The organism is Octadecabacter sp. B2R22, assembly GCF_018861045.1.
Taxonomy (GTDB): Bacteria; Pseudomonadota; Alphaproteobacteria; order Rhodobacterales; family Rhodobacteraceae; genus Octadecabacter.
The window spans coordinates 194,031-218,621 of sequence record NZ_JAHKQJ010000005.1; the positions used below are offsets into that span (position 1 = coordinate 194,031).

Below are 24,591 nucleotides of genomic sequence, written 5' to 3' on the forward strand. Positions count from 1 at the left end.
TTGTCTGTTTGAACGGGTTGGCACTTAAAGAGTGCGCTCAACCTCTTCACGTTCAAAGATTTCGATCACGTCATCAGGACGGATGTCTTCGTAGTTTTCGAATGCCATGCCGCATTCCTGACCTGACTGGACCTCTTTGACCTCATCCTTGAAGCGCTTAAGCGTCTTGAGCGTACCTTCGTGGATCACAACATCATCCCGCAGCAAGCGAACACCGGCGGAACGGCGTGCAACGCCTTCGGTGACCAGACAACCGGCAATCTTACCAACGTTGGAGACTTTAAAGACCTCTTGGATCTTCGCGTAACCGATGAAGTTCTCACGAACCTCAGCAGACAACAGGCCAGATGCAGCAGCTTTCACGTCATCCACGAGATCGTAGATGATTGAATAATAGCGGATCTCAACGCCTTTTTGGTTCGCCGAGTTGCGGGCCGAAGCGTTTGCACGAACGTTAAAGCCAATCACTGGCGCACCGGATGCTTCAGCCAAACCGATATCAGATTCCGTGATCGCGCCTACACCGTGGTGCAGAACTCGAACGCGGACTTCATCGTTGCCGATTTTTTCCATAGCTTGAACGATCGCCTCGGCAGAACCCTGCACGTCGGCTTTTACCAGAATTGGCAGTTCAGAGACGTTTTCGTCGGCCTTGGCGTTCGCCATCAGCTGATCCAACGTAACCGCAGCACCAGCAGCAGCGCGTTTCTCTTTTGCAGCGTCAGCGCGGTATTCCGCAATCTCACGAGCTTGCGCTTCTGTTTCGGTGACGTTCAAAACATCGCCCGCCTCAGGTGTGCCGTTCAGGCCAAGAACCTCAACAGGGACAGATGGACCAGCTTCGTTTACGCGGTCACCCTTGTCGTCGATCAACGCGCGGACTTTACCCCACTGCTCACCCACAACGAAGATATCACCACGGCGCAATGTGCCCGTTTCAACCAGAACAGTCGCAACAGGACCACGGCCTACATCAAGCTGAGCTTCGATCACGGCACCTTGCGCGGCGCGATCTGGGTTCGCTTTCAGTTCCAGCAGTTCTGCTTGCAAAGCAATCGCTTCGAGAAGCTCATCAAGGCCTTGGCCAGTGATTGCGGAAACTTCAACGTCCTGCACTTCGCCGGACATCTTTTCGACGATGACTTCGTGCTGCAACAAATCGGTGCGTACTTTGTCAGGGTTGGCCGCTGGACGGTCAATCTTGTTGATCGCAACGATCATAGGAACGTTCGCCGCTTTGGCGTGATTAATTGCTTCGATTGTTTGTGGCATCACAGCGTCATCCGCCGCGACAACCAGAACAACAATGTCCGTAACCTGCGCACCACGAGCACGCATGGACGTAAACGCCGCGTGACCCGGAGTATCGAGGAAGGACAGAACCGCGCCAGTTTCGGTGGTAACCTGATAGGCACCGATGTGCTGCGTGATCCCGCCAGCTTCGCCAGCAACAACTTTCGCGTTCCGGATCGCATCCAACAAGGATGTTTTACCGTGGTCAACGTGGCCCATGATCGTGATGACCGGTGGGCGCGGTTTCAGGTCTTTCGGATCGTCCTCGATGATGTTGATCACATCCTCAACGTCAGCGTCAGAAACACGCACAACTTTGTGGCCGAATTCTTCGACGATCAGTTCCGCTGTATCCGCATCGATGGATTGGTTTTGAGTCGCCATGATACCGTTGGTCATCAGCGCCTTAACGACGTCTGACACTTTTTCAGACATACGGTTGGCAAGTTCGGACACCACAATTGCTTCTGGCAATTGCACGTCACGGATAACCTTTTCGCGCTCGACGCTCTGGCCCATTGCCTTTTGACGGGCACGGTCCTGCTTACGCTTCATTTGCGCCATGGACCGATGACGGCCACCTTCGCCACCTCGCAGCGCTTGGTTCAAAGTCAGCTTGCCACCCTTGCGGGCATCGGCTTGGTTTTTGTTTTTCCGCGTATCGCGGTCGTCTTCTTTTTTGCGTGGCGTAGCCGCGGGAGCACCACCACTTGGAGGTGCTCGGCGCTGTGCCGGTGCCAATTCTGGATCAACCGCAGCAGGTGCTGCTGCCGCTTGGGCTGCAGCTTCTGCTTCGCGCTTTTTGCGTTCTTCTTCGTCTTGCTTGGCTTTGACGGCTTCTTCACGCTCTTTTTCAGCGCGTTCCTTCGCCTCGATCTCAGCACGACGACGCTCACGCTCTTCTGCGCGCGCCTTTTCATCGGCTTCGCGTTTTGCCGCATCTTCGACTTCACGAGCTTTCGCCGCCTGAAGCGCCTTCATACGGCGTTCCATTTCGACATCGGAAATGCCCGCAGGACGTTTGGATGGATCGCCACCGAGCGGTGCTGATCCGCTCCCAGCAGGTTTGGATGCCCCGGGTTTAGGGACAACAACGCGCTTGCGTTTCGTCTCAACTACGACGCTCTTGGTGCGCCCGTGGCTAAAGCTTTGTTTCACGCTGCCGGGTCGTGCAATACCAAGTGGTTTTTTGCCGTCTGAATCGCTCATGTAGCTTCTATTCCTTCCGAGGCGATGCCTTCATCGCCGCCTATCTCGCGCAAGCCTTTCAGCTTTGTCGCTTCCTCTACAACACGGTCGCTGAGTCTACCAGAGGCGAGCGCCCCGTGTATCGCAGTCCCGCGCCCGAATGCCAAACCCAATTCTTGGGCCGTAAGGCATCCAAAATAACGCGCCCCTTCGGGCGTCCATAGTTTCGTCTTGCCGCGTTCCGATCCATCAGAGGCCTGCAACAAGGCGCGGACATTCTCGCCGCCACTTACCCAGCCTTTGACTTTTTCGAAGCCAGTCACAGCCAAACCCGCCTTACGGGCTAGTGCAATCAGGTCGACAACGCGGCGCACCATCTGGCGTTCCACCTCATCAACCAAACCATCCGGCACGCTTACAGGCGCTTTCGCAGACTTTGAAAACTGGCCCTTCTTAGCCTGCTCCAAAATCGCTCTGTCCGCCGTGACCCACATGCCCCGTCCTGGAAGCTTTTCCAGAATGTCGGGAACCACTGTATTATCTGGGCCCACAACGAAACGGATCAACCCCGACTTCGGCGAAGTTTCACCGGTGACGATGCACCGACGTTCTGAGACATCTCGGTCTTTGGTTCGCCCGCCGCGACCCATCAGGTTACCCGGAGGCCTGAGATCAGGCCTCCTGTTCCTCTTCAACGTCAGTGTCTTCTTCGTTCGATACGAGGTCATCAGGATCAACCCAACCCAGCATCACACGCGCAGTCATGATCATGGTTTGCGCGTCTTCAAGGCTCACTTCGAATGGTTCAAGAGAACCATCGTCCTTAGAACGCTCGCCATCAACAACTGTCCAGCCGCCAGCAAGTTCCCAGTCAGCACATGTCGCGAAGTCTTCAAGTGTTTTAACACCATCATTGGCCAGTGCTTCAACCATTTGAGGTGTCAGGCCTTCAAATGCGATCAAGCTATCTTCAACACCCAATGCACGGGCATTTTCCAATGCTTTTGCATTCTGCGCTTCGAGAACATCACGTGCACGCGCTTGCAGCTCACCAGCGGTTGCTTCGTCGACGCCGTCGATAACCAACAGTTCGTCAACTTCTACGTAGGCAACTTCTTCGAGAGTTGTGAACCCTTCGGAAACCAAAAGCTGTGCAAAGAATTCATCGAGATCTAGGTTGTCCATGAACAGCTTGGTACGTACTTCGAATTCTGCCTGACGACGCTTGGATTCTTCTTCTTCAGTAAGAATATCGATGTCCAAACCAGTCAACTGGGACGCCAAACGGACGTTCTGGCCACGACGACCAATTGCCAAGGATAGCTGTTCTTCTGGCACAACAACTTCGATGCGCTCTGCATCTTCGTCAAATACAACTTTGGAAACTTCAGCAGGCTGCAACGCGTTCACAAGGAACGTTGGCATGTCTTCATTCCAAGGAATGATGTCGATCTTCTCGCCCTGAAGTTCATTCACAACAGCCTGAACACGGGAACCGCGCATACCGACACAGGCGCCAACAGGGTCAATGGAACCGTCGTGAGAAATTACAGCGATCTTTGCGCGTGAGCCCGGATCGCGGGCGACCGCTTTGATCTGAATAATGCCTTCATAGATTTCCGGCACTTCCATTTTGAACAGTTCCGCCATGAACTGCGGGTCTGTACGGCTCAGGAAAATCTGTGGGCCGCGCTGCTCGCGACGGACTTCTTTGATGTAGCAGCGAATACGATCGTTCGGGCGGTAGCTTTCACGGCCGATTTTCTCGTTACGACGCAGAATGGCTTCGCCAGTGCCTACGTCGACGATGACATTTCCATACTCTTCGCGCTTCACTTGCGCGTTGATGATAGTACCAGCGCGATCTTTGAAGTCTTCGTATTGCTTGTCACGCTCTGCTTCGCGGACTTTCTGCAAGATCACCTGTTTGGCAGACTGCGCAGCAATTCGGCCCATTTCAACCGGTGGCACTTCTTCTATGAATTGCTGACCAATCTCTGGATTGTCCATGTAGTCGGATGCTTGATCGACGGTGAATTCAGCCTGATAGTTCTCGAGCTCTTCCTCGGCGACAACTGTACGGACCCGTGTGAAGGTCGCCTTACCGTTGCTGCGGTCGATGGACACGCGAATGTCCATTTCGGAACCGTAACGGGATTTCGCGGCACGGGCCAAAGACTCTTCCATCGCTTCGATAACCAACCCGGGGTCGATCATCTTTTCACGGGCCACAGCCTCGGCGGTTTGCAAAAGTTCCAGCTGGTTGGCAGATGTAATCGCCATCAGTTTTTCTCCTCGTCAGAGCCGTCCAACACGGTCTCAACTACGTCAAATTGTGTCTCATCTATTTGGCCCGCATCCTTGCGGCCCTTAAGAACGTCACGGATCAGCTCGTCCGTCAGGACAAGTTTGGCATCCGTGAGCCATTCAAACTTCAAACCGATCGTGATCGGCACGCCATTCTCTTCAATCTCGATCAGAACTTCATCGCCTTCAGTACCGCGCAGAATTCCTTTGAAACGGCGGCGGCCATCGATCAACTCTTCGGTTTCGATCTTGGCTTCATTGCCTTCCCATTGGTCGAAATCTTTCAACCGCGTGAGCGGGCGATCAATGCCGGGGGAAGAGACTTCAAGCGTATAGACGTCTGTGATCGGGTCTTCGACATCAAGCAGTGCGGATACCGCCGCGCTGATCTCACCGCAGTCATCAACCTCAATCGAACCATCGGGCTTTTGGGCCATGATCTGCAGGATGGATTCCTTACCTGTCATGAGACGAACGCGCACGACTTCATACCCCATGTCTTCGACAGTCGGGGTGATGATTTCTGTAATGCGGCGGTCCATTGCCGCGCGGGCGATCAGGTCAGACATTTGGGTCCTTAGCAGTAGGCATAAAAAAACGGGCGCGCGGCCCGTTGGTATTTCGGTGGGTTTCGGGGGTGGAGGCCGAAACGCCGCTGTTGGGAGGGATATACGGATGAATGCGTGAGTCTGCAAGGGGCTTGGTGTTTGCTGCAATATTATGGCTCATATCGGCCCGCTATAGGTCCAATTTCCGCCCTAATTTTTCATTAACCATGTTCTTGGTTAGATTTAAAAGGAGAGAACCCATGGAATTCGGAATTCTACTTGTCGCTTGTATTGGCGCATTTTTGAGCGGCGTTGCGCTGATGTATCTTGTGATGATGCGCACCATCAAGAAACGGGCTGCTGAAGCGGCAATGCTAGCATAAACCACCCCATTTTAACTGCAAAAAGCCCCGCCAATCTGGCGGGGCTTTCTATTTAGTAAGACCTAAATCTTACGCAACAGACCAACGTTCGGCCATACGTGCGTTGTCCATCTGCCAAAGGTTCCCGACTGTGTCAGGGGACACGATCCGGTTGTTAACGGCCTGCACGTAGTTGGCGAACATCGGGATAAGAACCCCGCCTTCGTCACGCAGAATTTGCTGCATTTCGAAGTACTGCGCACGACGTGTGTCGCTGTCGAGCTCGGCGCGGGCACTGAGCAGAAGCTCTTGGAAACGCGCGCTATCGTCGCCATCCCACTGGCTGTCGTTCCAAGGAACACCAGTTTCATAAGCAGTCGAGAACATCCAATCTTCGGTCGCACGGCCAGACCAGTAGCAAGCGCAGAATGGCTTGTTGAGCCAAACATTGGACCAGTAACCGTCAGAAGGCTCCTGAACTACGTTGATGTTGATTCCGCCACCTGCTGCAGATGCCTGCATCAACTGAGCCGCATCAACCGCACCTTCAAAGGCAGCATTCGACGCAGAAAGTTCAATGTCGAGTGAGTCCATACCCGCCTGCTGGAGGTAGTACTTCGCCTGATCCGGATCGTATTCCAGCTGCTCCATTTCGGTGTTGTAGTACTGGTTTGCTGGGCCGATCGGTGTGTCGTTACCAACCGCACCGTGACCGAGCAGGATCTTGTCGACCAATTCCTGACGGTTCACACCGTACTTGATCGCCTTACGAACGTTCGCGTCGTTGTATGGCGCCGAGTTGGTCAGCATTGGGAAGGAATAGTGCTGGTTGCCAGTAACTTCCTGAATGCGCAACGCAGGGTTGGCCTTCAGCAAGGCTTCGGTTTTGAAGTCGATCCGGTTAATCGTATCAACCTGACCGGTCATCAACGCGTTCATACGCGCTGTGTTGTCGTTGATCGCGATGTATTCAACTTCATCAAAGAAGCCCGCATCGTCACCTTTGTAGTGATCCGCGTAACGGCTGGCCGTCATACGCACACCTGGGTCAAAGGACGTAACCTGATAGAGGCCCGTACCAATACCCTGCGCGATCGCTTCTTCGATCTGGCCCGCTGGATACATGCAAATGTGATAATCAGACATCAGATACGGGAAGTCGGCGTTGCCGGAGGCAAGCACAAACTGGACCTGATGGTCTGTAACTTTAGTCATCTCGGTGATGGCTTCAACGATCGGCTTGGCCGCTGATTTCGACTCTTCGCCAAGGTGCATCTGAAGTGATTCAATCACATCATCTGCGCCAAAAGATTTGCCGTTGTGGAACGTTACGCCCTGGCGCAAGTTAAATGTCCATGTCTTGGCGTCTGCAGAGGCTTCCCAGCTTTCTGCCAGTTCACCAACCAACGATCCGTCTGCAGCGACTTCCGTCAAGCAGTCAAACACAGTCCCGTGGGCTGCAGCGATCATGAAGATGTCTGAGTGCGTACGCGCATCCCAGCTATCGGATGTGTTCGCGCCACCGAGGCCGGCGGTTAGTTTGCCACCGCGTGTTTGCGCCCGAAGCGGCAAACCAGTCGCTGCGAGAACGCCCGCTGCAACACCCGTTTGCAGCAATCCACGTCTGCTAATTCCATACATATTTTAGTACTCCCTGAAGTTATCTTCTTTTTCTACGATTACTCTACGCTGATTCGGTCACATCTTATCAACAGCTGCGTCACCAATATTGTCGACCCCTCGTTCTTGGAGAAGGTTGGTCAACCAATCTGGGTCCATTTCCGGCACCGAGCTCAACAATAAGTCAGTGTAGGCATGGTGCGGCGGCGTAAACATGTCCAGTTTCGGACCTTGCTCAATGACCTTACCGTCTTTCATTACCACGACTTCATCTGCGATCGCTTTCACAGTCGCGAGATCATGCGTGATAAACATATAAGACAGGCCCAATTTATCCTGCAATTCTCCGAGCAGCCGCAAGATGCCTTCGGCAACAAGTTGGTCTAGCGCAGACGTCACCTCATCACAGATGATGAACTTCGGCTCGGCTGCAAGTGCGCGCGCGATACCGATACGCTGCTTTTGACCGCCAGAAAGCTCTGATGGCAGACGGTTGAAATACTGGCTTGGCTCAAGTTCGATCTGTTCAAGCAGTTCGTTGACGCGTGCTCGGCGTGCTGACCCCGTCAAACCGCCATAGAACTGCACCGGACGTCCGATGATTTGACCGATGGTCTTGCGCGGGTTTAACGCGGTATCCGCCATCTGATAAATCATCTGCGCTTGGCGCAACTGATCTTTACTACGCTTGCGATAATCTGCGGGTAGAACTTCGCCATCAAAGGCGATCTCACCGATACGAGGAGGCAGGAGCCCAGTAATACACCGCGCCGTCGTCGACTTACCGGAGCCGGATTCACCAACAACCGCAACTGTGCGACCAGCATGCATGTCAAAACTCACATCGTGCAAAACGTCCGTCGTCCCGTAAGCAGCCGTTACATTTCGCACCGACACAACTGGAACAGCGCCTGTAGAAACAGCTGGTTTCGCCGGCCGTTCAAAGGCGCGTACAGCCCAAAGCGACTTCGTGTAGTCTTCTTTGGGAGATGACAGCATGGTGCGCGTGTCAGCCTCTTCGACTTCATCCCCGCGCAGCAAGACCTTGATCGTGTCCGCCATCTGCGCAACCACGGCGAGATCGTGTGTAATATAGATCGCGGCCGTATCGAACTCTTCGACGATCTCGCGGATCGAGGCGAGAACTTCGATTTGGGTCGTCACATCTAGAGCGGTCGTTGGTTCATCGAAAATGATCAGATCAGGACGGCAGGACATCGCCATCGCCGTCATTGCACGCTGCAACTGCCCACCTGAAACCTGGTGCGGATATCGAAACCCGATCTCGTCAGGATTAGGGAGCCGCAGTTTCCGGTAAAGTTCGATCCCGTCCTCAACACTTGATGCACGGTTATCGACGCCATGTTGAACCGGCGCTTCGGTGTGTTGGTCAATCAATTTATGCGCAGGGTTGAACGAAGCTGCAGCGGACTGCGCGACATAAGCGATCCGTTTTCCAAGCAAGCCACGCTTAACGGCCGCAGAGGCACGAACCAGATCAATCCCGTCGAACTCAACTGTACCTTCCGAAATACGAACACCGTCGCGGGTATAGCCCATCGCGGCAAGACCAATGGTGGATTTGCCGGCACCGGATTCCCCGATAAGGCCAAGGACCTCGCCCTTTTTCAGGTTCAGATCGACGCCGTTAATGATCGGATTCCAAGTCTCGTCAGAACGGCCTTCGATCTTGAGCCCGCGAATGGTGAGAAGATTGCTCATTCTTTTAGCCCCGAAGATTTGTGCAGCATCCAGTCGACAACGAAGTTTACAGCAACCGTCAGCAGCGCGATCGCGCCAGCCGCCAGAAGTGGTGTAACAGCTGCAGTCGGTGCAAATGCGGCAAAGTTAATGAACGGTGCAAGATCACGCACCATTGTACCCCAGTCTGCAAGCGGTGGCTGAATACCCACGCCCAGGAATGACAGGGCAGCAATCGTCAGGAACACGAAGCAGAAGCGAAGACCAAACTCGGCCAAGAGCGGTGCCATCGCGTTAGGTAGGATTTCTTTGAACACGAGGTAGCCGAGGCCTTCACCGCGCAATTTAGCCGCCTCGATGTAGTCCATTACCACGATGTTCAGGCCAACGGCTCGGGCAAGGCGGTACACTCTGGTGCTGTCGATCACCGCGATGATTAGGACCATAAATATCGTCAATGGCACACCCAATTCGACCGCCCAAACACTCGCGATAGTCATTAGCAGGAGAGCGAAGATCAGCGATGGGATTGCCATGAGAACGTCAACAGACCGAGACAGCAATTGGTCCAGCCAACCCTGCAACGTCGCTGCCAGAAACCCAAGTGAGCCGCCAATGAAGAAGGCAAGACAGGTCGTTACGAAAGCAATGCCAACCGTATTCTGAGCTCCGTAAATCAAACGGCTCAAGATATCGCGGCCAATTTGGTCAGTGCCAAGAGGGTACTCTGGATTGCCCCCCAATGCCGGATCGCCGCCAGCGGTCACGTTTGCAGCTCCGAGAATCTCGGCTTGTCCGTATGGAGCAATCGCACCGGCAAAAATCGCAACAATCGCATATAGCAGGATAACGAGTATGCCAAACGAGGCTGTCAAAGGCATGGAGCGGAACAACTTTCTGGTCCCAGCCGTGCCAACAAACTGGCCAAATAAGCGGAATAGGAATGCGGCGATAGCAGCGATAATGAAACCTTGAACGGCCCATCGGAAAAACTGGACCCCCGCGTTTTTCATGCCGGCGTCAGTTTCAAGCGGCTGAAGGTAGTACCAAACTGCCCATATCAGCAACGCCGCAGCCAGTACGTAGCCGAACGCGACACCATAACCCATGTCACGAAACATTGGCGCATTATTGGTGATCTTCTGCCCAGCGAACCGGAACACATATGCACCACCCAAAAGGACTGCCAAAATGATAGCCATAGTCAACAAACTGCTCATTTTGGGTGCCTCAGACGTGGGTTAGAGAGGATCGACAAGATGTCGGCCGTCAGATTCAATAGGATGTAGGCCGCCGCGAAGATCAGGCAGCAGGCCTGAACCACGGGAATGTCCCGGATTTTGACTGAGTCCACGAACAGCTGACCGATGCCTGGATAAACAAAGACCACTTCGACAACCACAACGCCTGTAATCAAATAGGCGAGGTTCAACGCAATCACGTTGATGATCGGTGCCAAGGCATTTGGCAGCGCGTGCTTTACGATCACTCGCATGGGCGACAGCCCCTTAAGCCGCGCCATCTCGATATACGGAGAAGCAAGCAGGTTAATAATCGCCGCACGGGTCATCCGCATCATATGTGCCGTCACAACAAGTGTCAGCGTAAGCGCAGGCAACATTGATTTCTCAAGCCGCTCACTGAATGGCATGCCGTCAAAGATGTTACTCAAACTTGGAAAGATCGGGTTCAGTACAGCAAGGAACAGGATCAGCACATAAGCCATGAAGAACTCAGGTGACGAAATCGAGCTCAGCGTGAACATGTTCGCTGCTTTGTCGAACGCCGTATTACGGTAGAGAGCAGCAAGAATGCCCAGCGTTACAGCCAATGGCACGGCGATGGCGGCCGTTACTGCCGCTAAGAACATCGTATTGGACAGGCGTGGCGCAATCTGTTCGGCAATGGTTGTCGTACCAGCACCGCCAAAGTTTGCAAAGTTCAACTGAGCGAAACTCGTGCCGAGATCGAGCGTCAGCATTCCTTTGAGCCATGTGAAGTAGCGCGTGATCATCGGTTGATCGAGGCCGAGGTCTTCTCTGATCTTGGCGACAGATTCCGGAGTCGCACCTTGTCCGAGGATCGCCTCAGCGAAGTCTCCCGGTAGCAAATTGACTGCGACGAAAATTACAATTGAAACGACGAACAAGGTAACGAGACCTAAGCCCAAACGTTGAAGAACAATCTTCAGTATCGATGACAAGCCGTCCACCCCCTTGTGGTTTCAGGTAGCGTAGCGCGTTTGACTGATCTTACAAGTGTTTAGTTTCGCAGTGTTTTCGAAGCTGCAATTGCATCCATAGTGCGGACCAGCTCAGTTGTTATGCCGGGCTCGGACAAGGCATGCCCGGCTTTTGCAATCATAGATAACCTGCTGACGGGCCATAATCGGGAAAGATCGTAAGCCGATTTCGGAGGGCAAATCATGTCAAATCGACCCTGCACGATAACGGCCGGAATATGCGCGATCTTATCCATGTTTTTCAAGATTTGCTGGTCTTCACTTAGAAAGCAGCCGTTCACAAAATAATGGTTCTCCAGCCGCGAAAATGCCCGTGCGAAATCCGAAGGCCCAGGCCCTCCAGCTCCATTACTTTCGATCGAGGCCAGCGCATTTTCCCACGCCGCCCAAGCACGAGCGTGGCGTGTTTCGTCAACTAAATCCCCAGAAAAGAGCCGGCGATGATAGGCGCCGATCATGTCGTGTCGCTCATTTTTTGGGATGAGAAATTCAAACTGTGCCCAAATTTCGGGCCAAAATGTACCGGCTCCGCCTTGATAGAACCAGTCGAGTTCCCTCTGCGTGCTGAGGAATACGCCGCGCAAAATCATATGAGTCACATGACTGGGGTGAGCTTGCGCATAAATCAAAGCAAGCGTAGCGCCCCAACTTCCGCCAAACACCAACCAGCGATCCACACCTAAAGTTTCTCGAATCAGTTCAATGTCACCGACCAGATGCCAAGTCGTATTGTTTTCTACGCTGGCATGAGGACGTGAGCGCCCACATCCTCGTTGATCAAACAAAATGATTCGATAGTAACTGGGGTCGAAATAGCGACGCATCATTGGGCTACATCCACCGCCTGGACCGCCGTGAAATACGACAACGGGCTCGCCTTCTGGATTGCCGCATTGCTCCACATAAATGCGGTGCCCATCTCCGACATCCAACATCTGCTGGTCGAACGGGTTAAGTGCGGGGTAAAGATGCCCAACCGTGCTTTTTTGTCCTGAGACTTTATCCATTCTCAAACTATATAGTGCGTCACGATAGATGCCCAGAAGCCTACCGCGCCGATTTGGCGTGCCGCACCAGTCAGGAGCCAAAATGTCTGCCGCCCAAACGACCGTAGACCCGAAAGAGATCGCCAAGTTCGAAGCAATGGCCGCGGACTGGTGGGATTTGGAAGGAAAGTTCAAACCGCTCCACATGCTGAATCCAACACGATTGGATTACATCACGCGCCAGATCGCCTCTGAGTATGATCGAGATCTCAGTGCCGATGCGCCGTTTGACGGACTTCGAATTCTCGACATTGGTTGTGGCGGCGGATTGCTGTGCGAACCGATGGCGCGGTTGGGGGCTACAATCGTTGGGGCTGATGCCGCGGCGGGAAATATCCCTGTCGCGCAAGTTCACGCGGAACAGTCAGGACTTAAGATAGATTACCGCCATACCACCGCCGAGGACATGGCCGCCGCCGGTGAGCAGTTTGATGTGGTTTTGAATATGGAAGTCGTCGAACATGTCGCCGACCCTCTTTCATATCTAACCGCCTGTCATGATTTGCTAAAGCCAAACGGATTGCACATCTGCTCAACCATCAACCGCAATCCAAAGAGTTTTGGCATGGCGATCATTGGCGCCGAATTCATTATGCGTTGGCTTCCTAAAGGCACACATGAATGGAACAAGTTCATTACACCGGATGAGCTGTTTGGCCTCTTGCAACAAGCGGGCCTAACGCCCGTCGATCGAAAAGGATTCAAGTTCGACTTTCTAGGATGGAGCTGGTCAATTTCCGACACCGATCTGTCAGTGAACTATGTAACGGCGTCTGTGAAACCCGCGTAGGGTCAGCCGTTCTCTTTCTCATCCAAGCTCAACCTCAGCTCTCTGAGGACAGCCAAGGCAGGGCGTACTTTTTCGTCCGTTACTCTTTCGACGGCTTCAGCAATAACGGGAGCGATTGCCGCGATCGCCTGATCGCGGGCGGCACGTCCTGTATTGCTGATCGTGACTAGCTTTCTGCGGGCATCATCCCAATCCGGTCGGATATGAATGAACCCTGACACTTCGAGCTTGCGCAATGTGTTGGTCATTGCGCCCCGTGTAAGGTGAAATGTCTCTGCGAGTTGAGCTGGTGTCTTTTCCGACTTCGAACGCGCCAAATGGTTCAGAACAGAAAAATGTGACAACTCCATTCCTTTAGGCAAGGCGCGCGTCATGTTGTTGCGCACCAATTGGTCAACAGTCAGGATCTCGCTAAAAAGAGCGACTGCTAGGCTGTCAGATTGAGTACTCATTTGGTTTACGGACCACTAAACTCTCTGTCGTGTAACAACGCGGGAATGCGCTCGCGCGACCTTGGCACGTCCGACAGCGTAAAATCAACGAGAGTCACACCAGGTGCGACACCAGCGTCAACCAAGACCTCACCCCACGGTGAAACAACTAACGAGTGCCCGTATGTTGTGCGTTGCTTACCAATTTGCGCAGCGTGTGTTCCTGTTTGGGCGGCAGCAATGACGAAACAGCCTGTCTCAATGGCGCGCGCACGAAGCAACGGTTCCCAGTGAGCCACGCCAGTAACAGGTGAAAACGCGGCCGGTACGAGCAGGATATCAGCGCCAGCCTTGGCTAAGGCGCGATGTAAATATGGGAACCGTAGATCATAGCAAATCGTCAAACCGACCTTGGCAGTGCCGATATCAGCAACGACAGCTTGATTCCCGGGGGCATAGCCAGACGATTCCGCGTAAGTTTCGGTTTCATTCACTTGCACATCAAACATATGAATTTTGTCGTATGTGGCGGTTATCTTTCCATCCGGTGCGATCAAGAATGATCGATTCACAAAACGATCCCCGTCGCCTCCCTTCAAGGCCAACGAACCGATCGACAACCAAATTCCGTGTTCCTTGGCTGACGTTTGTAAGCCGCTCAATGATGGATCGTCTTCTTGATAGGATAAGACGGACGCTTGATGCTTGCGATCAAGGCTGACGCAGTTTGTCACTTCGGGCGTACAGATGAACTCGGCGCCCTGACTGACCGCATCCGCAATCATGCCCTGCACCATCGCGAGGTTTTCTGCCGGATCGTCAGACGACGTCAGTTGGAGGATGGCAACCTTCACCCGTTCAGCAGAGCATCAAGTTTGCCGGCGCGTTCCAAAGCCTGCAATTCCGCATTGCCGCCGATGTGTGCCCCATCAATGAAAACTTGGGGTACGGTACGGCCGCCGTTCGCCCGTTGAGTCATTTCCGCGCGCCTTGATGGATCGGCCATGACGTCCACATCGGAATAGCTAACACCTTTGGAATCAAGCAACCGCTTGGTCGCATGACAAAAGCCGCAAATCGGAGTGGTATAAAGTTCAACAGTTGCCATCAGGGACGTCCTTTTATCGGTTTCTTCCTATCTAAGCGTCCTTGACCACGCGTGCCAGTGCTAGCACCTGAACATCTTTGGCTCCGGCTGCAAAACAAGCTTCTGTTGCAGCAGCGAAGGTTGCACCAGACGTCATGACGTCATCAATTAGAAGAATTCGTCGCCCACACAACGCCGTGCGACGTTTTGGGTGCGCCTGAATAGCGCCCTCTAAGGCGGCAAACCTTTCGTCTCGATTGTGCCCTTCAAGCGGCGCGGTTTTCTTGTTTCGGACAAGAGCATCTGGAATGCAGTCCATCGGACCGATCTGCGCGAGGTACTGTGCGAGCAAAGCCGCTTGGTTGAACTTTCGTCGTAAGAGCCGAAAGCGGTGAAGCGGAACGGGGATGATCAATGTATCGGGCGCACAAATCTCGTCCGCCTTTCGCGCGAGCCATGGTGCCACGGCTCGAGCAAGTTCTGTCCTATCCCCATGTTTCAGTGACAAAATCAACCGCCGCGCCTTGTCTCTATATACCAGGACAGCGCGCCCTTTGGTCCATGGTCTAGCGACAACCATGCAGTCGTCACACAGCAACCCGTCCACAGACGCATCATCCCCGGGCAATGGGGCGCCACAGGCATCACAACACAGCCCATCGATGAAGGGCGTATCAGCCCAACAAGACCCACATAGGGCGAAATCAATCTCGGTACGATCATCGCACATGACGCATTGAGGCGGGTAAAGAAGTTTGATGAGGCTTTGCATTCCTGCCGCTTTCTCCTAGATCAAAACCATGACAACGCCGCCCAAACTCACCGACCGATCAGCCCTGACCCGCAACCGCGGACGTGCTGACGCCATGTTTCTTCAAGCGGCAGCCGCCGATGATGTCCAAGAGAGACTGCAAGAGGTTAACAGAACCTTTACAACACCCGCGGTCGTGACAGGATTTCCGGCGACTTGGGCAGAATGGATGCCCAGCGCCAAAGTGGTTGAAGATACTGAAACGCTCGATCTTGAAGAAGGGGCCCATGATCTCGTGGTCCATGCACTGTCGCTGCATTGGGCTGACGACCCCATTGGCCAATTGGTTCAGTGTAGGCGCGCACTGCGTCCAGATGGGCTGTTTATTGCGACGCTATTTTCCGGCCAAACGCTTCATGAGCTGCGGTCCGTGCTGGCCGAAGCCGAAGTTGCTCAGACGGGTGGACTGTCACCACGGGTTTTACCAATGGCCGAGGTTCGCGACCTCGGAGGCATCTTGCAGCGCGCTGGCTTTGCATTGCCCGTCGCCGATATCCTGCCTTTGACCGTCACATACGACACGCCGATCCATTTAATGCGAGACTTGCGCGCAATGGGCGAAAGCAATGCGATGGCCGCTCGGCAGAAGACGCCGACACGTCGTACGATCTTCGCTCAAGCAATGGAACGCTATGCTGACGCGTTTGCGATGGAGGATGGCCGTATCCCCGCAACATTCGAGTTTACAACGCTTACCGGTTGGGCGCCGTCCGAAAGCCAGCCGAAACCCTTGCGCCCAGGCTCCGCAACGACGCGTCTATCTGACGCGTTGGGAACGGTAGAGACCCCCCTAGATCGATCCGATGAATAAACGTATCTATAAACACCGCGTCGCACGTCGTGGCCAATTCGAAGAAGAGTAGCCCTATGTCCAACCAGAACCAACAATGCCCGATGCATGCCCCTGCTGACCACCCCGAGGTCAAACCCGCCAAAGTCGGTGTTTTGCTTGCCAACCTCGGTACACCTGACGGCACAGATTACTGGAACATGCGCCGCTACCTCGGAGAATTCCTGAGCGACAAGCGGGTTGTCGATTACCCGTCTTGGAAATGGCAGCCGTTACTTCAATTGATCATCCTGACGAAGCGGCCCTTTTCTAGCGGTGCGGCCTACAAAAGCATTTGGAACACTGATGCTGATGAAAGCCCGTTGCTGACGATCACCAAACAGCAGACAGCCGCGATGAAAGCCCGTTTGGCTGAAATCTACGGTGACGACGTCGTTGTGGATTTCTGCATGCGGTACGGCAATCCGTCGACAAAATCCAAAGTGCAGGACCTCATTGCGCAGGGCTGCCAAAAGATCCTCTTCTTCCCGCTGTACCCACATTATGCTGGTGCGACTTCGGCTTCGGCGAACGATCAATTTTTTCGCGCGCTGATGAAAGAGAAGTGGCAGCCGACCGTTCGTGTCGTTGACCCGTATTTCGAAGAGCCTGCCTACATAGAGGCCCTCGCGCAATCCATCGAGACCGCCTACGCAGCAGCGGAAAAGAAACCCGAAATTCTCGTCTGTTCCTATCACGGCGTTCCGCAGCGCTACTTGATGGAGGGCGACCCCTACCACTGCCAGTGCCAGAAAACGACGCGGCTGCTGAAAGAACGGCTTGGCTGGGATGACACGCAAATCGTGACCACATTCCAAAGCCGGTTTGGCCCTGAAGAATGGTTGCAGCCTTATACAGTTGAAGAAGTTGCACGCCTTGCCGAAGCTGGCAAAAAAAACATCGCTGTTTGTGCACCTGCGTTTTCAGCTGACTGCATTGAGACCCTGGAAGAGATCAACGAAGAGATCAAAGAGAGTTTTGAGGAAGCTGGCGGCGAACACTTTACCTATATTCCTTGTCTGAACGATGATGCAGCCCACATGGATGCATTGGCAGGTATCGTTGAAAAGAACCTTGGTGGTTGGCTGTAGTACCCAGCACCGAACCTAGAAAGTAAAAAGGCCGCTCCAATATGGAGCGGCCTTCTTAATTAGTAATGCTTAGAAGCTAGGCTTAGTCAGCCAGAGCAACAGCAATCAAAGCAACCAGGATCAGTGGAACGATCAGACCAGCGCCAGAAGAAGAAGAAGCTGTTTCTTCCATTACGACAACAGGTGCCATTTCCATTACTGGCTCAGACATGTTGCCTGCGAAAGCAGTAGAAGCGGCGCCAGCGAATGCAGCAGCAAGTGCGAATTTTTTCATTTTAGTTCTCCAAGTTATTGCCCACGGCAAAATAATTGAGGTGTAAGCCATGGGCACCCAAGACTTCCCTCTAGACTCCCCAAACCATGAAAATGATCAGAATGCAAAGGCATTAGTCGTGCCATGGCCAACACTTCGACAAAATGTCGTCAAATCAGCAACACTTGTGTACCCACATTGGTCATCCCAAATAGCTCGGCGATGTGCTCATTGAACAAGCCGATACACCCGTTGGACGAACGACGGCCAATTTTGCGCGTGTCGTGCGTGCCGTGGATACGGTAATACGTCCAAGACAGGTAAAGCGCGTGAGTGCCCAATGGATTGTCTGGACCCGGACCTACAAACGCCGGCCATTCTGGATTCCGTGCGATCATTGATGGCGTCGGGCGCCAGCTTGGACCCTCAACTTTACGCACAACTGACGTACGACCGGTCCGCGTTAGATCGGCCGTCAATGGAACACTTGTTGGGTATAGCTTGTAGACCGACTGATCGGCGTTCCAAAAATGAAGCGCCCGTGATTGGATATCCACGAGAATTGCGCCGTTGTTCAGGTTGGTAAAGTAAGGGCGCCAATCAAGCGTCCGAAAGCTGGATATATTCCGCGAGATCGATTGAGAGATATCGTTTTCAATTTCTGTCGAGTTTTCGGTCTGCGCTGCAGCGCCTGTGCCCAAAGCTGCAGCTGAAGTGGCAAGAAACCCACGACGGCTCAAGTTCTTGAATGTCGAATCAGTCATCGGATGGGCTCCCACCGGTTACGTCTGCGTTAAGTGCTCTATTATGGCGCATTTACCGCGCTCGCAAATAAAACTGAGGGCTTTTCAGCGCCTTCACGCTGATGTGGGTTTGAAACGCAACGCTTGTCGGGGTATGGGATTCTAAATTGATAAGGGTTCTTACATGCATCGCCGTTCTTTTCTTTTGGGTGTTCTAGCAACTGGCTTAGCCGCTTGTGGGGCTCCACAGGCCTCAGTTGGCCCCGATGGTTTGCCTTTGCCGCAGGTCTACCGGATCGGAGCGCAAGATGCTGACAACATCCAATTTCGCATGCTCGACAGCCTGAATGCCTTGCGTCAAGCGTCTGGCGCGGGGGCAGTTCAGCTCAATTCGCAATTGAACGCTGCCGCGGCCACACATTCACGCGACATGTCCGTACAAAACCGCCCATGGCACTTTGGCTCTGACGGGTCTTCACCGCTCGATCGGTTGCGTCGCGTGGGATACGGCGGTTCGCTCACGGGTGAAACAATCTCCGAGACCTATGAGACAGAACTCGAAACTCTCGCAGCTTGGATGCGTGAACCCAACACACGTGCTGTATTGCTAGAAGCAGACGCTACAGAAATGGGTTTTGCGTGGTTCCAAGAAGGCAATGGTAAGATTTGGTGGACGTTGGTTCTCGCTGACGGGACAACACGCGGTGTTGTCGCACAGGCAAACCCCGTTCCCCTTCAGTAGTAGCTACGCATACAAGAAGATCGGCGTCCCGACATTTACCATCGCGTAGATATCTTCCATCTCACGATCCCGAACTGCAATGCAGCCCGCTGTCCAATCCTCTTCGCCACGCGCAGGACGCGGTGTGCCGTGAATGAAAATATCGCCCCCGGGGGATTTGCCTTGGGCGCGAGCGCGCGCTCGATCTTCAGCATTCGGGTACGATATCCCGATAGACAGATAAAAGTTGCTGTTGGGGTTCTTACGGTCGATGAAGTAGGCTCCTTCCGGTGTGCGGCCATCCCCCTCAACTGACTTGTGACCGACCGGCGCAAACCCGAGCTCGAACTTATAGTCTTTGAGGACTTCATTTCCGTGCATCAGGAACATCTGACGACGCGCTTTCTGAACAACAACGCTTGTAACCGGCGGCCCAGTATAAACACGAAACTTGTTCGAGCAGGCTGTCAGCGCAAACAATGCGGCGACACTACAGAAGGTACGACGGTTCATCATTAATACTGCCTCAAAGATTATTTTTTGAATAGTTAACGCAAACTGGCAGAATTTTCTAGGTATTCATAAGTCCAGGACGTCACTTACGTGTGAAATCGCCCACGACTTCGATGTGAGGCGACCAACGGAATTGATCCACAACGTCAATCCAATTTAGGTCAAACCCAGCAGCGATCAGGGCACCCGCATCCCGCGCAAATGTCACGGGATTACAAGACACCATTGCGACCCTTTTTAGATTGGATTGGCAAAGCGTAGCGATCTGCGCATCCGCGCCAGCACGAGGAGGATCAAGCACAGCAAGATCAAACTTATTCAGTTCATCCGGTTCAAGCGGGCGGCGAAATAGATCCCGAGCTTCGGTTGTGATTGTCCTAAGGCCAGAGGCATGCCGCCATCCACGATCCAATGTCTCAAGCATTTCTTCGCTGCTTTCTACGGCATGAACGCTTGTTTGACCCGCCAAGGGCAATGAAAACGTGCCCGCTCCCGAAAACAGATCTACAACCCGCTTCGCGCCCTTGCTCGACTCAAGAACTGCAGCCACCAAAGCCGCCTCGCCTTCTGGGGTCGCTTGTAAGAAAGCACCCGCCGGCGGCGCAACGCGGGCATTCCCGAAGGCTTGTTCGGGCGCCTTGCGTGTCACAACAACGTCTTCGTTCCAAGCCAAGCGAGCGAGGTTATGAGTCTCAGCCAAGCCCGCAAGCTCAATTCGCAACTGTCCAGTCAACTCGCGATCAGTTTCAGCCAAAACATCAAGACCACCCAGCGTATCAGTTACAGTCAAATTGACCTCTGACTTTCGAGAAGCTGCAATTGCTGTCAACGCTTCCAGCGCTGGGAAACCGTCCATGATTGCTTGTGTCAGAAGTTGGCAATCCGGCACGTCAATCAACGCATCAGAAGCCTTCGCGTGAAACCCAACCATCGCGCCCTTTTTTGTGCGACGCCCAGAAAGCCGCGCGCGTCGTCGGCTGTTTGGGGGCGACGTATGAAGCGTGCGAAACGGAAACGGTAAATCACGCGCTGTCATCGCTCGCTCAACAACACTCGCTTTCCAGCTCCCGACAAACGCATCCGATGCATGTTGCAACGAACAGCCACCGCAGCTTTTGAAATGACGGCATGGCGGTTTGACGCGGTCTACAACCGGAGTGACGATCCGGGCACTGCCATCGGCTTGCACTTCAACTTCTTCGCCAGGCAATACGCGCTCCAACAGCGTCCCGTCAGGCATTTGACCCATTCCTGCTAGCGTCAATCGTTCAACTTTTTCAATCATCTATTCCGCCGCATTCTGTCCTTGTTCGAAACCACCAGACTGACGATTCCAATACTTTGCATAAGTCCCGTTCTTGGCGAGCAGGTCTTCATGCCGTCCTTCTTCTACAATCGCGCCATGTTCCAGAACAATTATGCGATCCATACCAGAAATCGTAGATAGCCGGTGCGCGATTGCGACAACGGTCTTGCCGATCATGGCCCGCGAAAGCGCCGACTGGATCGAAGATTCAACCTCGCTATCCAAAGCCGATGTCGCCTCATCCAGCACAAGAATAGGGGCATCCTTCAACATTGCTCGCGCCAAAGCGATCCGTTGTCTTTGTCCGCCTGACAATTTCACACCGCGCTCACCAAGATGCGCGTCATAACCGGTACGGCCTTGGTTGTCGCAGAGGTCTTTGATGAACTCATGCGCCTCGGCTTTGCTTGCGGCGGCGATCATCTCATCGTCCGTAGCATCAGGGCGCCCGTAGGTGATGTTGTCTCGTGCGGAGCGGTTAAACATCGCCGTTTCTTGCGTGACCATTCCAATAGCATCACGAAGAGAATCTTGGGTTACAGTTGAGATCGTCTGGCCATCGATCAAAACTGCGCCGTCTTCGGGGTCATACAATCGCAAAAGCAGTGCAACGAGTGTGGATTTCCCTGCGCCCGACGCCCCCACAATCCCCAGCTTTTCGCCCGGTTCAATCGTTAGATTGATGTTGCCTATACCGCCAACCTCACCGCCATATTGGAACGACACATCGCGAAATTCGATTTGAGCTTTCGTAACCTCCAAGGGCGCGGCATCAGGATGATCCGTTAGTTGGTGCGCGGGCGTGAGGGTGCGCATCCCGTCTTCCACTTCCCCGATATGCGAGAAAATTCCCATGAGCACGAAGCTCACCCAACCTGTCATCTGGCTAAGGCGGATGGACACCGCACCCACTGCAGCCAAGTCACCAGGCGAAACACCAGAGTCCCTCATCGATAGGCCGAACCCGACCATCGCCAAAGGCAAGATGCCCGCAAGAGTGATGAGCCCAAATCGGAACAGCACTGCGACCTCACCGAAATCAAGCGCACGCGCGCGTAAGTCTTGCATCGCGTGTTGCGCGGCGTCTGTTTCATGTCGCGTGCCAGCGAACAGTTTCACCGTTTTGATATTGGTGATCGTATCAACAACCTGACCCGTCAACATCGCGGCGGCCCCTGCCCTCGCCTTTGACCGTTTGCGAATGCGCGGCAGGAACAGCCGCAAGAAAACAATGTAACTGGAGAGCCAGAGCAAAAGGATAATCAAAAGGCGGGCATCAATTCCAACAATCAAAACAGCCGTGCCTATGACAGTTGCAAGCGCGAAAAGGACAGCGTTAACTGTCTCGATCACCACTTCTGTCAGGGACCGCGCTACCTGCATTTGTTTTTGGGCAATGCGGCCGGCGAAATCATTGTCAAAGAATGTGACAGCCTGACCCAACGTCCAGCGGTGCAATCGCCCAACGACGAGAGTAAACAAGTTCGGCCCAATCACCACCGATTGAAACGACGCCGAAAACCCGAAAAGAGCCGGTCGTATGAACAGCAACAGAACAACAGCCGAAATCAAGACACCGACGCTATTCGAAAGGGGGTCAGAAGACACCGCGATATCGACAACGCGTCCGAGCAAGAACATCGCGAGCACTTCGCTGGCCCCGGCGATCGCGGATACGAAAGCTGCAAACGCAATGATCCGCCACGCACCCGACAAGGCCCATCTAAAGAATCGAGCAAGCGTTGATGGTGGTGGGCCCGATGCTGCCATCTGGCTGTCAATCAGTCCGCCCAGTCGTTTGATCCCGTCTTGATAGGCCTGCACGATCATAAATCGCCTCCGTCGGCGTCAATGAAGCCACCTGATTGTCTTGACCAGAATCCGGCGTAGGGTCCGCCTTGGTTGATCAAATCATTATGTGTTCCGTCTTCGACAATTCGACCCTCATCCAAGACGATAATCCGATCCATTCGCGCAATTGTGGATAGTCGATGAGCAATCGCGATCACGGTCTTGCCTTCCATCATATCGTAGAGCGTCGCCTGAATTGCGGCTTCGACCTCACTATCCAATGCGCTGGTCGCTTCATCTAACAACAGGATCGGTGCGTCCTTGAGTAGGACCCGCGAAAGAGTAATGCGCTGGCGTTGACCGCCTGACAACTTAACGCCACGCTCACCGACTTGGGCGTCGTAACCTGTCCGTCCCTGCCCGTCTTCGAGGTCGAGGATAAAGTCATGTGCCTCTGCCTGTTTTGCGGCCGCGATCATCTGTTCTTCGGTGGCAGTTGGCCGACCATAGAGGATGTTGTCACGAACAGATCGGTGCAAAAGGGAGCTGTCTTGTTGAACCATACCGATGGCTTGGCGCAGGCTGTCTTGTGACACGTCAGAGATGTCCTGATCATCGATCAAAATACGCCCGCTTTCCGCATCATAAAAACGCAGCAACAGCTTTACGAGCGTAGACTTCCCAGCCCCTGACCGCCCAACAAGTCCGACTTTTTGACCGGCCGGTATCGTTAGGTTTAACGTATCTAAACCGCCAGATGTTCGCCCATAATGGTGCGTTAATCCTTGTATCGTGATAGCACCTTCTGTGACGTCCAAATCAACCGCAGCTTCTGCATCGGTAAGCGTAATCGGTTGGGCAATGGTTTCCATGCCTTCCGAGATAACCCCAAGGTTTTGAAACAAGTTGGTGACCGCCCACATGATCCAACCCGTCATCGCGTTCAGCCGCAATGTGAGTGCAGCAGCAGCAGCGACGATACCTGCCGTTGCTAACCCACCAGACCAAAGCCAAAGCGCCCAACCAACAACCGCCACGATCAGGAAGCCGTTCAATAAAACCAAAGAGACGTCCATGATCGTATAAAGCCGCATTTCCCGCTGCAAAGCTTTGCGGGTCTTTTCAATCGCCTCACGGGCGTAACTGACTTCGTTGTCATGATGAGCAAACATTTTGACGGAATGAATGTTGGTGTAGCTGTCCACAACCCTGCCCGTGACTTCGGATCGCGCATCAGATGATGCCTTGGCAGCGGGTCCAACCCTAAGGATTGTCCAACGCATAAGCGCTACATAAAGAGCGAACCAAACCAACATCGGCAGCAGCAACCGGACATCCGCACCCATTAAAAGAACCGCTGCACCAATAATATACGCAAGCGAGAACGTGACCGCGTCAAACACCTGAAACGCAACTTCACCCGCCGCAGGTGGCGTTTGCATGATGCGGTTCGCAATGCGCCCGGCAAAGTCGTTCTCAAACCAGCCAACCGATTGCCGCAAGACATGACGATGCGCGCGCCAGCGAACGATTGTACCAAAATTCGGAATTATAGATTGGTTTAGCAATGCAACATCGATGACTTGCAGCAAAGGCCGCAGCGTCAGCAAAAACACCCCGACGATGATGAATTCCCATCCATAGTCCGCCCAAAACGACACCTCTCCACCCGGCGCAATGAGGTCTACCAGACGGCCCATATAGGCGATCAACCAAATCTCGATTGTCGCGACAACAACGGACATGATTCCTGCCGCCCAGAATACTCTTTTAAATGGTTTCACATAGGTTTTCAGGAACGGCCAAAGGCGCGTTGGCGGTATGTTGTCCTCAGCATAAGATTGGTAAGGATCAACGAGGTTTTCAAAGAAGCGGAACACGAGGAAGGTTTCCTTTCGCCCCTGAATAGATCGCAATC

At 53.6% G+C, this 24,591-nt stretch carries 24 protein-coding genes; 5 read left to right on the forward strand and 19 right to left on the reverse strand.

The features are described 5' to 3' along the window. Window positions 1–24 precede the first annotated feature (24 nt). The 4 genes from infB to rimP are packed head-to-tail and all read right to left on the reverse strand — an operon-like array spanning window position 25 to window position 5,357. The gene (gene infB / locus KO486_RS03500; RefSeq protein WP_216035854.1) at window positions 25–2,502 is read right to left on the reverse strand and encodes a translation initiation factor IF-2; all 2,478 of its coding nucleotides are present in this window, start codon (window positions 2,500–2,502) and stop codon (window positions 25–27) included. Continuing rightward, entirely contained in the window at window positions 2,499–3,131 is a 633-nt protein-coding gene (locus tag KO486_RS03505) for an RNA-binding protein (protein WP_216035855.1), read from the reverse strand. The genes infB and KO486_RS03505 overlap by 4 nt, the downstream gene beginning before the upstream one ends. Window positions 3,132–3,153: 22 nt before the next feature. Beyond that, complete coding sequence (gene nusA / locus KO486_RS03510) at window positions 3,154–4,764, reverse strand: transcription termination factor NusA (protein ID WP_216035856.1); 1,611 nt, start codon at window positions 4,762–4,764, stop codon at window positions 3,154–3,156. Further along, on the reverse strand, window positions 4,764–5,357 hold the full coding sequence (gene rimP, locus KO486_RS03515; RefSeq protein ID WP_216035857.1) for a ribosome maturation factor RimP: 594 nt from the start codon (window positions 5,355–5,357) through the stop codon (window positions 4,764–4,766). The genes nusA and rimP overlap by 1 nt, the downstream gene beginning before the upstream one ends. Before the next feature lie 239 nt (window positions 5,358–5,596). On the opposite strand from rimP, the gene KO486_RS16515 reads away from it, so the two are divergent. Further along, window positions 5,597–5,719: a hypothetical protein gene (locus tag KO486_RS16515; protein ID WP_289847958.1), complete on the forward strand. Its 123-nt coding sequence runs from the start codon at window positions 5,597–5,599 to the stop codon at window positions 5,717–5,719. Window positions 5,720–5,788: 69 nt separating this feature from the next. Here KO486_RS16515 and KO486_RS03520 read toward each other — a convergent pair whose 3' ends face one another. The 5 genes from KO486_RS03520 to pip are packed head-to-tail and all read right to left on the reverse strand — an operon-like array spanning window position 5,789 to window position 12,268. Beyond that, window positions 5,789–7,339: an ABC transporter substrate-binding protein gene (locus KO486_RS03520; RefSeq protein WP_216035858.1), complete on the reverse strand. Its 1,551-nt coding sequence runs from the start codon at window positions 7,337–7,339 to the stop codon at window positions 5,789–5,791. A 57-nt stretch (window positions 7,340–7,396) separates the two neighbouring features. Continuing rightward, the gene (locus tag KO486_RS03525; RefSeq protein ID WP_216035859.1) at window positions 7,397–9,040 is read right to left on the reverse strand and encodes an ABC transporter ATP-binding protein; all 1,644 of its coding nucleotides are present in this window, start codon (window positions 9,038–9,040) and stop codon (window positions 7,397–7,399) included. Further along, window positions 9,037–10,239, reverse strand: coding sequence for an ABC transporter permease (locus tag KO486_RS03530; RefSeq protein ID WP_216035860.1), 1,203 nt, complete (start codon window positions 10,237–10,239; stop codon window positions 9,037–9,039). The genes KO486_RS03525 and KO486_RS03530 overlap by 4 nt, the downstream gene beginning before the upstream one ends. Then, the gene (locus KO486_RS03535; RefSeq protein WP_216035861.1) at window positions 10,236–11,222 is read right to left on the reverse strand and encodes an ABC transporter permease; all 987 of its coding nucleotides are present in this window, start codon (window positions 11,220–11,222) and stop codon (window positions 10,236–10,238) included. The genes KO486_RS03530 and KO486_RS03535 overlap by 4 nt, the downstream gene beginning before the upstream one ends. Before the next feature lie 59 nt (window positions 11,223–11,281). Further along, window positions 11,282–12,268: a prolyl aminopeptidase gene (gene pip / locus KO486_RS03540; protein ID WP_216035862.1), complete on the reverse strand. Its 987-nt coding sequence runs from the start codon at window positions 12,266–12,268 to the stop codon at window positions 11,282–11,284. Between the two features lie 82 nt (window positions 12,269–12,350). On the opposite strand from pip, the gene ubiG reads away from it, so the two are divergent. Continuing rightward, window positions 12,351–13,097, forward strand: a complete 747-nt coding sequence (gene ubiG / locus KO486_RS03545) for a bifunctional 2-polyprenyl-6-hydroxyphenol methylase/3-demethylubiquinol 3-O-methyltransferase UbiG (protein ID WP_216035863.1) — start codon at window positions 12,351–12,353, stop codon at window positions 13,095–13,097. 2 nt (window positions 13,098–13,099) lie between these two features. Here ubiG and KO486_RS03550 read toward each other — a convergent pair whose 3' ends face one another. The 4 genes from KO486_RS03550 to KO486_RS03565 are packed head-to-tail and all read right to left on the reverse strand — an operon-like array spanning window position 13,100 to window position 15,387. Next, window positions 13,100–13,549 (reverse strand): MarR family transcriptional regulator, encoded by a 450-nt coding sequence (locus KO486_RS03550; RefSeq protein WP_216035864.1) that lies wholly within the window; start codon window positions 13,547–13,549, stop codon window positions 13,100–13,102. A gap of 5 nt (window positions 13,550–13,554) precedes the next feature. Then, a complete protein-coding gene (locus KO486_RS03555; protein WP_216035865.1) occupies window positions 13,555–14,382 on the reverse strand; it encodes a carbon-nitrogen hydrolase family protein in 828 nt (275 codons plus the stop codon). Beyond that, the gene (gene grxC / locus KO486_RS03560; RefSeq protein WP_216035866.1) at window positions 14,379–14,636 is read right to left on the reverse strand and encodes a glutaredoxin 3; all 258 of its coding nucleotides are present in this window, start codon (window positions 14,634–14,636) and stop codon (window positions 14,379–14,381) included. The genes KO486_RS03555 and grxC overlap by 4 nt, the downstream gene beginning before the upstream one ends. A 31-nt stretch (window positions 14,637–14,667) precedes the next feature. Further along, complete coding sequence (locus KO486_RS03565; protein WP_216035867.1) at window positions 14,668–15,387, reverse strand: ComF family protein; 720 nt, start codon at window positions 15,385–15,387, stop codon at window positions 14,668–14,670. Window positions 15,388–15,415: 28 nt separating this feature from the next. On the opposite strand from KO486_RS03565, the gene KO486_RS03570 reads away from it, so the two are divergent. Further along, on the forward strand, window positions 15,416–16,237 hold the full coding sequence (locus KO486_RS03570; RefSeq protein WP_216035868.1) for a methyltransferase domain-containing protein: 822 nt from the start codon (window positions 15,416–15,418) through the stop codon (window positions 16,235–16,237). A gap of 56 nt (window positions 16,238–16,293) precedes the next feature. Next, window positions 16,294–17,346: a ferrochelatase gene (gene hemH / locus KO486_RS03575; protein WP_216035869.1), complete on the forward strand. Its 1,053-nt coding sequence runs from the start codon at window positions 16,294–16,296 to the stop codon at window positions 17,344–17,346. Window positions 17,347–17,428: 82 nt separating this feature from the next. Here the strand turns inward: hemH and KO486_RS03580 are convergent, their stop codons facing one another. Both KO486_RS03580 and KO486_RS03585 read right to left on the reverse strand, forming a co-directional pair. Beyond that, on the reverse strand, window positions 17,429–17,620 hold the full coding sequence (locus tag KO486_RS03580) for a hypothetical protein (protein ID WP_216035870.1): 192 nt from the start codon (window positions 17,618–17,620) through the stop codon (window positions 17,429–17,431). Window positions 17,621–17,769: 149 nt separating this feature from the next. Next, window positions 17,770–18,363, reverse strand: coding sequence for a L,D-transpeptidase (locus KO486_RS03585; RefSeq protein WP_216035871.1), 594 nt, complete (start codon window positions 18,361–18,363; stop codon window positions 17,770–17,772). 163 nt (window positions 18,364–18,526) lie between these two features. On the opposite strand from KO486_RS03585, the gene KO486_RS03590 reads away from it, so the two are divergent. Beyond that, entirely contained in the window at window positions 18,527–19,084 is a 558-nt protein-coding gene (locus KO486_RS03590) for a CAP domain-containing protein (RefSeq protein WP_216035872.1), read from the forward strand. Between the two features lie 3 nt (window positions 19,085–19,087). Here the strand turns inward: KO486_RS03590 and KO486_RS03595 are convergent, their stop codons facing one another. From KO486_RS03595 to KO486_RS03610, 4 genes are all read right to left on the reverse strand, one after another. After that, entirely contained in the window at window positions 19,088–19,579 is a 492-nt protein-coding gene (locus KO486_RS03595) for a L,D-transpeptidase family protein (protein ID WP_216035873.1), read from the reverse strand. A gap of 79 nt (window positions 19,580–19,658) precedes the next feature. Next, the gene (locus KO486_RS03600) at window positions 19,659–20,861 is read right to left on the reverse strand and encodes an RsmD family RNA methyltransferase (RefSeq protein ID WP_216035874.1); all 1,203 of its coding nucleotides are present in this window, start codon (window positions 20,859–20,861) and stop codon (window positions 19,659–19,661) included. Beyond that, window positions 20,862–22,712 carry an ABC transporter ATP-binding protein gene (locus tag KO486_RS03605; RefSeq protein ID WP_216035875.1) on the reverse strand — a complete coding sequence of 617 codons (1,851 nt, stop codon included), beginning with the start codon at window positions 22,710–22,712 and terminating at the stop codon, window positions 20,862–20,864. Continuing rightward, window positions 22,709–24,553: an ABC transporter ATP-binding protein gene (locus KO486_RS03610; RefSeq protein ID WP_216035876.1), complete on the reverse strand. Its 1,845-nt coding sequence runs from the start codon at window positions 24,551–24,553 to the stop codon at window positions 22,709–22,711. Before KO486_RS03610 ends, KO486_RS03605 begins: the two co-directional genes overlap by 4 nt. Window positions 24,554–24,591 lie beyond the last annotated feature (38 nt).